Below are 12,291 nucleotides of genomic sequence, written 5' to 3' on the forward strand. Positions count from 1 at the left end.
AATGCGATGAAAAGAAAATTGTCCTGGATTTGTGCGGCGGTAATAGGATTAAGCGCGTTTCCTGCTTTCATGACGGCGGCGGCGCCTGCTACGCCGCCATTGATAAATGCTGAACCCACCGAGCCTGCGCAGCCATTCGCAAATCAGGCGCCCGTCGTGGCGCAAACCGCGCCTTCGCGCGAGGTCAAGCTGACCTTTGCGCAAATCGCGCCGCCGCCGGGCAGTATGGCGCTGCGTGGCGTTAACCCTAACGGCGGCATTGAATTTGGTATGCGCAGCGATGAAGTGGCGTCGAAAGCGGTGCTGAATCTGGAATATACGCCGTCGCCATCGCTCCTGCCGGTTCAGTCGCAGCTTAAGGTTTATCTCAATGATGAACTGATGGGCGTACTGCCGGTGACAAAAGAGCAGTTGGGGAAAAAGACGCTGGCGCAGGTACCTATCAATCCGCTATTTATCACCGACTTTAACCGGGTACGGCTGGAGTTTGTCGGCCATTATCGCGACGTATGTGAAAACCCGGCCAGCAGTACTCTGTGGTTGGACATCGGACGAAATAGCGCTCTGGATCTGACCTATAACATGCTGGCGGTGAATAACGATCTTTCCCACTTCCCGGTGCCGTTTTTCGATCCGCGGGATAACCGTCCGGTGACGTTGCCAATAGTGTTTGCTGACGTGCCGGATCTGGCGCAGCAGCAGGCGGCTTCTATTGTCGCGTCCTGGTTTGGCTCGCGGGCGGGCTGGCGCGGTCAGCGCTTCCCGGTGTTGTATAACCACCTGCCGGATCGCAATGCGATCGTGTTCGCCACCAACGATCGACGCCCCGATTTCCTGCGCGATCATCCTGCGGTTAACGCGCCGGTTATCGAGATGATGAACCATCCGGATAATCCGTATGTGAAGTTGCTGGTCGTATTTGGTCGTGATGATAAAGATCTGTTGCAGGCGGCAAAAGGTATTGCGCAAGGGAATATTCTCTTTCGTGGCTCCAGCGTGGTAGTCAACGATGTAAAACCGCTACTGGCGCGCAAGCCGTACGATGCGCCGAACTGGGTGCGTACCGATCGCCCGGTCACCTTTGGCGAACTGAAAACCTATGAAGAGCAGCTCCAGTCGAGTGGGCTGGAGCCGGCGCCCATCAACGTTTCTTTGAATCTGCCGCCGGACCTCTATTTGCTGCGTAGCAACGGTATTGATATGGATCTCAACTACCGTTATACCTCGCCGCCGACCAAAGACAGTTCGCGGCTGGATATCAGCCTGAATAACCAGTTCCTGCAAGCCTTTAGCCTTAACAGTACGCAAGAAACTAATCGACTCCTGTTGCGCTTGCCGGTACTTCAGGGATTGCTGGATGGTAAAACGGATGTGTCGATTCCGGCCCTAAAACTGGGGGCGATGAACCAGCTACGTTTTGACTTCCAGTACATGAACCCGATGCCGGGCGGGTCGGTGGACAACTGTATTACCTTCCAGTCGGTACCGAATCATGTGGTGATAGGGGATGACTCCACTATCGATTTTTCGAAATATTACCACTTTATCGCGATGCCGGATTTACGCGCGTTCGCCAATGCCGGTTTCCCGTTCAGCCGGATGGCCGACCTGTCTGACACCCTGGCGGTGATGCCGAAGACCCCAACCGAAGCGCAAATGGAAACGCTGCTGAATACGGTCGGTGCCATTGGCGGGCAGACCGGTTTCCCGGCAATTAATCTGACAATCACCGATGATAGCGCTCAGATCGCTGACAAAGACGCCGATCTGCTGATTATTGGCGCTATTCCGGACAAGCTAAAAGACGATAAGCGTATCGATCTGTTGGTGCAGGCGACACAAAGCTGGGTAAAAACCCCAATGCGGCAGACCGCTTTCCCGTCGATTATGCCGGATGAAGCCGATCGCGCGGCGGATGCGCAGTCCACCGTCACCTCCAGCGGTCCGATGGCGGCGGCGGTGGGCTTCCAGTCGCCGTTTAATGATCAGCGCAGCGTGATTGCTCTGCTGGCCGACAGCCCGCGCGGCTACCAGCTACTGAACGACGCCATGAACGACAGCGGTAAACGCGCCGCGATGTTTGGTTCCGTGGCGGTGATCCGCGAGTCCGGCGTTCACAGTCTGCGCGTTGGCGATATCTATTACGTCGGACATCTGCCGTGGTTTGAGCGGCTGTGGTATGCGCTGGCGAATCATCCGGTGCTGCTGGCGGTACTGGCGGCCCTCAGCGTGATATTACTGGCGTGGGTATTGTGGCGTCTGCTACGTATTCTCAGTCGCCGTCGTCTCGACCCTGACCATGAGTAATGCATGATGACTATGCTGCGCGGATGGATAACGATGATCGTCATGCTGACGGCAATAAATGCGCAGGCGGCCTGTAGCTGGCCTGCGTGGGAGCAGTTCAAGAAAGACTACATTAGCCAGCAGGGACGCGTTATCGATCCGGGCGATGCGCGAAAAATTACCACCTCCGAAGGGCAAAGCTACGCTATGTTCTTTGCCCTGGCGGCGAACGATCGACCGGCGTTCGCGCAACTGTTTAACTGGACGCAAAATAATCTGGCGCAGGGATCGCTGCGTGAACATCTGCCCGCCTGGCTGTGGGGACAAAAAGATCCCGACACCTGGTCGGTGCTGGACAGCAACTCCGCGTCCGACGGCGATATCTGGATGGCATGGTCGCTGCTGGAGGCCGGTCGTCTGTGGAAAGAGACGCGTTATACCGAAGTGGGCACGGCGTTGTTAAAGCGCATCGCCCGCGAAGAGGTCGTGAATGTGCCGGGGCTGGGCTCAATGCTGCTACCTGGCAAAATCGGCTTTGCCGAGGCGAATAGCTGGCGTTTTAACCCAAGCTATCTGCCGCCGCAGTTGGCGCAATACTTTAGCCGTTTTGGCGCGCCGTGGTCGACGCTACGGGAAACCAATTTGCGGCTTTTGCTGGAAACCGCGCCGAAAGGTTTCTCGCCGGACTGGGTGCGTTATAAAAGCAAGCAAGGCTGGCAGTTGAAAGCGGAAAAGACGCTGATCAGTAGCTACGATGCGATTCGCGTCTATTTATGGGCGGGAATGATGCATGATGGCGATCCGCAAAAAGCGCGTTTACTGGCGCGATTTAAACCGATGGCGACGTTAACCATAAAAAACGGCGTTCCACCGGAAAAAGTTGATGTCGCCAGCGGGAACGCACAAGGGACGGGGCCGGTCGGGTTTTCCGCCGCCTTACTGCCTTTCCTGCAAAATCGCGATGCTCAGGCCGTGCAGCGACAGCGGGTCACAGACCATTTTCCTGGCAGCGATGCCTATTACAACTATGTGCTGACTCTCTTTGGACAAGGCTGGGATCAGCACCGTTTTCGCTTCACCGTCAAAGGTGAATTATTACCTGACTGGGGCCAGGAATGCGTAAGTTCACGTTAAGTCTCATGCACGCTTTTTTGCCGGCTGGCGGTCGAAATGCCTTACCCGGTAAAAGGGGCATTTATCGGGCATTGTTGGGTTTATCGCTTGGTATGGCGCTAACTCCGCTTGCCGACGCAGCGACCTCCGCGCAGCAACAGTTGCTGGAGCAGGTTCGGCTGGGAGAGGCCATGCACCGTGAGGACTTAGTCCGTCAGTCGCTCTATCGGCTGGAACTGATCGACCCAAATGATCCACAGGTTATCGCCGCCCGTTTCCGCTATCTGTTGCGGCAGGGGGATAGCGACGGGGCGCAGAAGCTACTTGACCGGCTGGCGCAACTGGCGCCGGAGTCGACGGCGTATCAATCTTCCCGCACCGCGATGCTGCTCTCCACGCCGCAAGGACGCCAGTCTTTGCAGGAGGCGCGTTTACTGGCGACGACCGGCCATACTGAGCAAGCGATCGCCAGCTACGACAAGCTGTTTAAAGGTTATCCGCCGGAGGGCGAACTGGCGGTCGAATACTGGACGACCGTGGCGAAATTGCCCGCCCGCCGTCATGAAGCGATTAACCAGTTACAGAAAATCAATGCCGTCAGCCCGGGTAATAACGCTCTGCAAAATGCGCTGGCGCAACTGTTGTTCGCCAGCGGGCGGCGCGATGAGGGATTCGCGGTGCTAAAACAGATGGCGAAATCCAGTACGGGACGCGGCGCGGCCTCCGCCATCTGGTACCAGCAGATAAAAGATCTCCCGGTGAGCGACGCCAGCGTAAAAGCGTTGCAAGACTATCTGACGCAGTTTAGCGAAGGCGATAGCGTGTCTGCCGCTCGCACCCAGCTTAGCGAGCAACAAAAACAGTTAGCCGATCCGGCGTTCCGCGCGCGCTCGCAAGGCATCGCGGCGGTTAATGCCGGAGAAGGCGGTAACGCCATTGCGCAATTGCAGCAGGCGGTGAGCGCCCGGCAGGACGATAGCGAGGCGGTTGGTGCGCTGGGGCAGGCATACTCACAGCGTGGCGATCGCGCCCGCGCCGTCGCGCAGTTTGAAAAGGCGCTGGCGATGGCGCCGCACAGCAGCAGCCGCGATAAGTGGGAGAGTCTGCTGAAGGTCAATCGCTACTGGCTGTTAATTCAGCAGGGCGACGCCGCCTTAAAGGCTAATAATCTGGCCCAGGCGGAGCGTTTCTATCAGCAGGCGCGAGCGGTGGATAACACTGACAGCTACGCGGTGCTGGGGCTGGGGGATGTGGCGATGGCGCGCCAAGATAATGCTGCCGCCGAACGTTATTATCAGCAGACGCTGCGTATGGATAGCGGTAATACCAATGCTGTGCGCGGGCTGGCGAATCTCTATCGCCAGCAGTCGCCGCAAAAAGCCGCCGCGTTTATCGCTTCTCTTTCCGCCAGCCAGCGGCGCAGTATCGACGATATCGAACGCAGTCTGGAAAATGACCGTCTGGCGCAGCAGGCGGAAACGCTGGAAAGCGAGGGCGAATGGGCGCAGGCCGCTGAGCTGCACCGTCGTCGGCTGGCATTAGATCCGGGTAGCGTGTGGGTGACGTACCGACTGTCACGCGATCTGTGGCAGGCCGGGCAGCACGCCCAGGCCGATGCGCAAATGCGCTCTCTGGCGCAGCAGAAGCTAAACGATCCGGAACAGGTCTATGCTTATGGGCTTTATCTTTCCGGCAGCGATCGGGACCGGGCGGCGCTGGCGCATCTCAATACCCTGCCACCCAGCCAGTGGAACAGCAATATTCAGGAACTGGCGGACCGATTGCAAAGTAACCAGGCGCTGGAAAGCGCTAACCGCTTGCGCGATAGCGGCAAAGAACGCGAAGCGGAAGCGTTGTTACGTCAGCAGCCGCCCTCTACGCGCATTGCGTTAACGTTGGCGGATTGGGCGCAGCAGCGTGGCGATAATGCGGCGGCCCGCGCCGCTTATGACGCCGTTCTGGCGCGTGAACCGGGTAATGTCGATGCCATGCTGGGGCGAGTGGAAATCGACATCGCACAGGGTGATAACGCCGCGGCGCGCGCTCAACTGGCGGCGCTGCCTGCGGCGCAAATCGCCTCTATTAACATGCAGCGCCGCGTCGCACTGGCGCAGCTCCAGCTTGGCGATATCGCGGCGGCGGCGCGGACCTTCAACCGCATTACGCCGCAGGCAAAAGCACAGCCGCCATCAATGGAAAGCGCGATGGTATTGCGTGACGCCGCCGATTTTCAGGCGCAAACGGGCGAGCCGCAGCGGGCGCTGGAGACCTACAAAGATGCCATGGTCGCGGCGGCGATTACGCCGGTTCGTCCACAGGATAACGATACCTTTACCCGACTGACGCGCAATGATGAAAAAGATGACTGGTTAAAACGCGGCGTGCGTAGCGATGCGGCGGAGTTGTACCGTCAGCAGGATCTCAATGTCACGTTGGCGCACGATTATTGGGGGTCGAGCGGTACTGGCGGCTACTCCGATCTGAAGGCGCATACTACGATGCTTCAGGTGGATGCGCCCTGGTCGGACGGACGGGCGTTCTTTCGTACTGATATGGTTAATATGGATGTTGGCCGCTTCTCTACGGATGCGGATGGGAAATACGATAATAACTGGGGCACCTGTACGCTGGAGAAATGCAGTGGACACCGTAGCCAGGCCGATACGGGCGCGAGCGTGGCAGTCGGCTGGCAGAATGAGACCTGGCGTTGGGATATCGGCACGACGCCGATGGGCTTTAATGTCGTTGATGTGGTCGGCGGCGTGAGCTATAGCGACGATATCGGGCCGTTGGGTTATACCCTGAACGCGCATCGTCGCCCGATCTCCAGTTCGTTGCTGGCGTTTGGCGGGCAAAAGGATGCCACCAGCAATACCGGCACCAAATGGGGCGGCGTACGGGCCAACGGCGGCGGCGTCACTCTCAGCTATGATAAAGGCGAAGCAAACGGCGTGTGGGCGTCGCTCAGCGGCGACCAGTTGAGCGGTAAAAATGTGGAAGATAACTGGCGCGTGCGCTGGATGACCGGTTATTACTATAAGGTGATTAACGAGAATAACCGCCGCGTTACCGTTGGGCTGAATAACATGATCTGGCATTACGACAAGGATTTGAGCGGTTATTCACTGGGTCAGGGCGGTTATTATAGCCCGCAGGAATACCTGTCGTTTGCGGTGCCGGTGATGTGGCGGCAGCGTACGGAAAACTGGTCGTGGGAGTTAGGCGGCTCGGTATCCTGGTCGCACTCCCGTACCCGTACCATGCCGCGTTATCCGCTGATGAATTTGATTCCGGCGGAGTATCAGGAGGATGCGCGTGACCAGACCAATGGCGGTGGCAGCAGCCAGGGATTTGGCTATACCGCGCGGGCGCTCATTGAACGCCGGGTCACTGCCAACTGGTTTATTGGTACGGCAGTCGATATTCAGCAGGCGAAAGACTATACCCCCAGTCATCTGCTGCTGTATGTCCGTTATTCCGCAGCAGGCTGGCAGGGGGATATGGATTTACCGCCGCAGCCTCTGGTGCCTTATGCTGACTGGTAATCATTGTGTCAGGCCTACGTATTGATATGCGCCGTAGGCCTGAGAAGCGCAGAGCCATCAGACGCTATCATTAACCGTTATTCAGAAAAGTCCTTTTCAGATACGGCCTCTCTTAATGCCGCTGCAATCGGGTATACTCAGGCGGCAGTCCGGGATATCCAGGGAGAGTCAATTTGCGCGTCAGCCGCTCGTTAACAATTAAACAGATGGCAATGGTTGCGGCCGTTGTCATGGTGTTTGTTTTTGTCTTTTGCACCGTTCTGTTGTTCCATCTGGTGCAGCAGAACCGCTACAACACGGCTACGCAACTGGAAAGCATCGCGCGATCCGTCCGGGAACCCCTTTCTTCCGCGATTTTAAAAGCGGATCTCCCCGGCGCGGAAACCATTCTGGAAAGTATTAAACCTGCGGGCGTGGTGAGTCGCGCCGATGTGGTATTGCCGAATCAGTTCCAGGCGTTGCGCAAGCGCTTTATTCCTGAACGCCCCGTCCCGGTCACGGTGACGCGTCTCTTCGAACTGCCGGTACAAATTTCTCTGCCGGTTTATTCGCTGGAGCGTCCCGCCAATCCGCAACCTCTGGCCTACCTTGTATTGCAGGCGGATTCGTACCGTATGTATAAGTTCGTCATGAGCGCGCTCTCTACGTTAGTGACCATTTACTTACTTTTATCGCTAATCCTGACGGTGGCCATCGCCTGGTGCGTAAACCGCCTGATTGTGCACCCGCTGCGCAAAATTGCCCGGGAGCTGAATGACATTCCGCAGCAAGAGCTTATCGGGCATCAGTTGGCGTTGCCGCGTCTGCATCAGGATGATGAGATTGGGATGCTGGTGCGCAGCTATAACCTCAACCAGCAGCTTATGCAGCGTCAAAGCGAGGAGCAAACGGACAACGCGATGCGTTTTCCGGTTTCCGATCTTCCCAATAAAGCCTTTTTAATGGCGCTGCTGGAACAGGTTGTCACCCGCCAACAGACCACCGCGCTTATCATCGTGACGTGTGAAACGTTGCGTGACACAGCAGGCGTGCTGCAAGAAACGCAGCGGGAGATTCTATTGCTGACGCTGGTTGAGAAGCTGAAGTCGGTGCTGGCGCCGCGCATGGTGCTTACGCAGGTCAGCGGGTATGACTTTGCCATTATCGCCCACGGCGTAAAAGAGCCGTGGCACGCCATCACATTAGGTCAGCAAATACTCACTATCATTAATGAGCGGCTTCCCATCCAAAGTATTCAACTACGCCCAAGCTGCAGTATTGGCATCGCGATGTATTATGGCGATCTGACCGCCGAACAGCTTTATGGTCGTGCCGTCTCCGCCGCGTTTACCTCGCGTCGGAAGGGTAAAAATCAGATCCAGTTCTTTGACCCGGCGCAGATGGAGGCCGCTCAACAGCGCCTTACCGAAGAGAGCGATATCCTTACCGCGCTGGATAACCATCAATTCGCCATTTGGCTACAGCCGCAGGTCGAGATGCGCAGCGGCAACGTCATAAGCGCTGAAGCCTTGTTACGTATGCAGCAGCAGGACGGTAGCTGGGAATTACCGGAGGGGCTGATTGAGCGCATTGAATCCTGCGGCCTGATGGTCACGGTGGGCTATTGGGTGCTGGAAGAGTCCTGTCGCCAGCTTGCCGCCTGGCAGGAGCGCGGCGTGACATTGCCGCTTTCCGTCAATCTTTCCGCGTTACAGCTCATGCACCCAGGCATGGTGTCGGAGCTGCTGGAATTGTTAAACCGCTATCGTATTCAATCGGGTACGCTGATTCTTGAGGTCACTGAAAGCCGCCGTATCGACGATCCACACGCTGCCGTCGCCATCTTACGTCCGTTACGTAATGCTGGCGTGCGTATTGCGCTGGATGATTTTGGCATGGGCTACGCGGGGCTGCGCCAGTTACAGCATATGAAGTCGTTACCGGTCGATATCCTTAAAATTGATAAAATGTTTGTCGATGGGTTACCGGATGATCACAGTATGGTAACGGCGATTATCCTGATGGCCCGCAGTCTTAATTTACAATTGATTGCCGAGGGCGTGGAGAACGAGGCGCAGCGCGCGTGGCTGGAACAGGCTGGGGTTGACGTGGCGCAAGGCTTCCTGTTTGCTCGCCCCGTTCCCGCGGATATCTTTGAAGAACGGTATCTGCCGCACGTAAATCCTGATTACAAAAGTTAAAAAAGGTCGCGCTTGTGCGAGCCAGCTCAAACTTTTTAACATTTTTGTTTCAATTATGATCCTGGCGCATTTCTGTCATGTTGTGTGGGTGTTATTTTAAGGCCGCAGGTTACTCATAACCTTACAAGACCTGTGGTTTTTACTTCAAGGACACCCTATGAAAACCTCTCTGTTCAAAAGTCTTTATTTTCAGGTCCTGACAGCAATCGCCATTGGTATTCTCCTTGGCCATTACTATCCTGAACTGGGCGCACAAATGAAACCGCTTGGCGACGCGTTCGTTAAGCTCATTAAGATGATCATCGCTCCTGTCATTTTCTGTACTGTCGTGACGGGCATCGCAGGCATGGAAAGCATGAAAGCGGTGGGCCGTACCGGCGCGGTAGCGCTGCTTTACTTTGAAATTGTCAGTACGATTGCGCTGATTATCGGTCTTATCATCGTTAACGTCGTGCAACCTGGCGCCGGGATGAACGTCGATCCGGCAACGCTGGATGCGCAGGCGGTGGCCGTTTATGCCGCACAAGCCAAGGAGCAGGGCATTATTGCCTTTCTGATGGATGTCATACCGGGCAGCGTGATCGGCGCGTTTGCCAGCGGCAACATTCTGCAGGTCTTACTGTTTGCGGTGTTGTTTGGTTTTGCGCTGCACCGTTTGGGCAGCAAAGGCCAGCTAATTTTCAATGTGATTGAGAGTTTTTCGCAGGTCATTTTCGGCATTATCAACATGATCATGCGCCTGGCGCCGATTGGCGCATTTGGCGCGATGGCTTTCACCATCGGTAAATACGGCGTCGGTTCTCTGGTGCAACTGGGGCAGCTCATTATCTGCTTCTATATCACCTGTATTCTCTTCGTGGTGGTGGTACTGGGGACGATTGCACGGGTAACGGGCTTTAGCATTTTTAAATTTATTCGCTATATCCGGGAAGAATTACTCATTGTACTCGGCACCTCCTCTTCCGAGTCAGCGCTGCCGCGTATGCTCGATAAGATGGAAAAACTGGGGTGCCGTAAGTCGGTGGTTGGACTGGTGATCCCGACGGGGTATTCGTTCAACCTCGATGGCACCTCTATCTACCTGACGATGGCGGCGGTGTTTATCGCCCAGGCGACCAATAGCCATATGGATATCTTCCACCAGATAACGTTGCTGGTCGTGCTGCTGCTCTCGTCAAAAGGCGCCGCAGGCGTGACCGGAAGCGGCTTTATCGTGCTGGCGGCCACTATCTCCGCCGTTGGACATTTACCGGTTGCGGGACTGGCGTTAATCCTCGGTATCGACCGCTTTATGTCCGAAGCGCGCGCGCTGACTAACCTGGTGGGTAACGGCGTGGCGACGGTGGTGGTTGCCAAATGGGTGAAAGAGTTAGATCACCAAAAGCTGGACGATGTGCTTAATAATCGTGCGCCGGATGGCAAAACGCACGAAATTTCCTCCTAATCTCGCCACTTATGCCCGTAGTCCCTTCCAGGACTGCGGGTGTTTGCGCATAATTGACCCCTGCGCCCAAAGCATACAGCATGATGCTTAGGGATTATTTCACTTCTTCCGTGACATTTTTAGGTTCTTGCGGTCTAACACGAAGTGTTTTTACGTCATATTCAGGCACCCCTGCCGGGGCTGTCTTTTTATTACCAGGATTGTTGATCAGGGGTTCACATGCAGGGCACAAAAATTCGACTCTTAGCGGGCAGTCTGTTGATGTTGGCCTCTGCCGGCTATGTGCAGGCAGATGCGCTCCAGCCCGATCCGGCATGGCAACAGGGGACGCTGGCTAATGGGTTACAGTGGCAAGTGTTGGCTACGCCTCAGCGCCCCAGCGATCGTATTGAAGTTCGTCTGCAGGTTAATACCGGTTCGCTCACCGAAAGTACGCAACAGAGCGGGTTCAGCCATGCGATTCCCCGTATCGCGCTGACGCAAAGCGGTGGTCTGGATGCCGCACAGGCACGTTCTTTATGGCAGCAAGGGTTTGATCCTAAACGTCCCATGCCGCCCGTTATTGTTTCTTATGATTCCACGCTCTATAACCTCAGTTTACCCAATAACCGTAACGATCTGCTGAAAGAAGCGCTGACCTATCTGGCTAATGTTTCCGGTAAATTAACCATTACTCCAGAGACGGTGAATCATGCGTTAAGCAGCGAAGATATGGTCGCGACGTGGCCAGCAGATACTAAAGAGGGCTGGTGGCGTTATCGGCTGAAAGGGTCGGCGTTATTGGGGCACGATCCTGCCGAACCGTTAAAGCAGCCGGTAGACGCGGCCAAAATTCAGTCTTTCTATGAAAAATGGTACACCCCGGATGCCATGACGCTGATTATTGTCGGCAACATTGATGCGCGCTCCGTCGCCGAGCAAATCAATAAAACGTTCGGTACGCTGAAAGGTAAACGCGAAGCGCCCGCCCCAGTGCCGACGCTTTCGCCGCTGCGGGCGGAGTCAGTGAGCATTATGACCGATGCGGTGCGCCAGGATCGTCTCTCCATTATGTGGGATACGCCGTGGCAACCGATTCGCGAATCGGCGGCGCTGTTGCGTTACTGGCAGGCGGATCTGGCGCGCGAAGCGCTGTTCTGGCATATCCAGCAGGAGCTCACTAAAAATAACGCGAAAGATATTGGTCTGGGGTTTGACTGCCGGGTTCTATTTCTGCGCGCGCAGTGCGCCATCAATATTGAATCACCTAATGATAAGCTCAATACCAATTTGAGCCTGGTGGCGAATGAACTGGCGAAAGTACGCGATAAGGGTCTGTCGGAAGAGGAGTTTACTGCTCTGGTGGCGCAGAAGAATCTCGAATTGCAAAAGCTGTTCGCGACCTACGCTCGTACCGATACCGACATTTTGACTGGACAGCGTATGCGCTCGCTGCAGAATCAGGTGGTGGATATCGCGCCGGAGCAGTATCAGAAGCTGCGCCAGAATTTCCTCAACAGCCTGACCGTCGATATGCTCAATCAGAATCTACGTCAGCAGCTATCGCAGGAGATGGCATTAATTTTGCTGCAACCGCAAGGCGAGCCGGAATTTAATATGAAGGCGTTAAAGGCGACGTGGGATGAAATCATGGCCCCGGCGACTGCCGCCGCTGTTGAAACGGATGAGGCGCATCCGGAAGTGACGGATACGCCGGCGGCACAGTAACCTGCCGCCCGTCGGC

Annotated in this window: 6 protein-coding genes; all 6 read left to right on the forward strand. The window is 55.9% G+C overall.

Features of this window, described 5'->3' with window-relative positions; genetic code table 11:
* The first annotated feature begins 6 nt into the window (after positions 1-6).
* The 6 genes from bcsB to ACE15A_RS00990 all read left to right on the forward strand — a co-directional run bounded on the left by bcsB (position 7) and on the right by ACE15A_RS00990 (position 12,275).
* Complete coding sequence (gene bcsB, locus ACE15A_RS00965; RefSeq protein ID WP_053508014.1) at positions 7-2,307, forward strand: cellulose biosynthesis cyclic di-GMP-binding regulatory protein BcsB; 2,301 nt, start codon at positions 7-9, stop codon at positions 2,305-2,307.
* A 3-nt stretch (positions 2,308-2,310) separates the two neighbouring features.
* Positions 2,311-3,420 carry a cellulose synthase complex periplasmic endoglucanase BcsZ gene (bcsZ, locus tag ACE15A_RS00970; protein WP_024149655.1) on the forward strand — a complete coding sequence of 370 codons (1,110 nt, stop codon included), beginning with the start codon at positions 2,311-2,313 and terminating at the stop codon, positions 3,418-3,420.
* Complete coding sequence (gene bcsC / locus ACE15A_RS00975) at positions 3,402-6,944, forward strand: cellulose synthase complex outer membrane protein BcsC (protein WP_053508011.1); 3,543 nt, start codon at positions 3,402-3,404, stop codon at positions 6,942-6,944. Before bcsZ ends, bcsC begins: the two co-directional genes overlap by 19 nt.
* Positions 6,945-7,117: 173 nt before the next feature.
* The gene (hmsP, locus tag ACE15A_RS00980) at positions 7,118-9,124 is read left to right on the forward strand and encodes a biofilm formation regulator HmsP (RefSeq protein WP_023247781.1); all 2,007 of its coding nucleotides are present in this window, start codon (positions 7,118-7,120) and stop codon (positions 9,122-9,124) included.
* A 157-nt stretch (positions 9,125-9,281) separates the two neighbouring features.
* Entirely contained in the window at positions 9,282-10,568 is a 1,287-nt protein-coding gene (gene dctA, locus ACE15A_RS00985) for a C4-dicarboxylate transporter DctC (protein ID WP_000858228.1), read from the forward strand.
* Positions 10,569-10,787: 219 nt separating this feature from the next.
* Positions 10,788-12,275: a pitrilysin family protein gene (locus ACE15A_RS00990; protein WP_023247782.1), complete on the forward strand. Its 1,488-nt coding sequence runs from the start codon at positions 10,788-10,790 to the stop codon at positions 12,273-12,275.
* Positions 12,276-12,291 lie beyond the last annotated feature (16 nt).

Origin of the sequence: Salmonella sp. HY31 (genome assembly GCF_042604575.1) — a bacterium.
Classification (GTDB): domain Bacteria; phylum Pseudomonadota; class Gammaproteobacteria; order Enterobacterales; family Enterobacteriaceae; genus Salmonella; species Salmonella diarizonae.

What these genes read in the sequence shown, in the direction of transcription:
- bcsB (WP_053508014.1), top strand. Translation starts at nt 7, where the DNA reads ATGAAAAGAAAATTGTCCTGGATTTGTGCGGCGGTAATAGGATTAAGC.
- bcsZ (WP_024149655.1), top strand. Translation starts at nt 2,311, where the DNA reads ATGATGACTATGCTGCGCGGATGGATAACGATGATCGTCATGCTGACG.
- bcsC (WP_053508011.1), top strand. Translation starts at nt 3,402, where the DNA reads ATGCGTAAGTTCACGTTAAGTCTCATGCACGCTTTTTTGCCGGCTGGC.
- dctA (WP_000858228.1), top strand. Translation starts at nt 9,282, where the DNA reads ATGAAAACCTCTCTGTTCAAAAGTCTTTATTTTCAGGTCCTGACAGCA.
- ACE15A_RS00990 (WP_023247782.1), top strand. Translation starts at nt 10,788, where the DNA reads ATGCAGGGCACAAAAATTCGACTCTTAGCGGGCAGTCTGTTGATGTTG.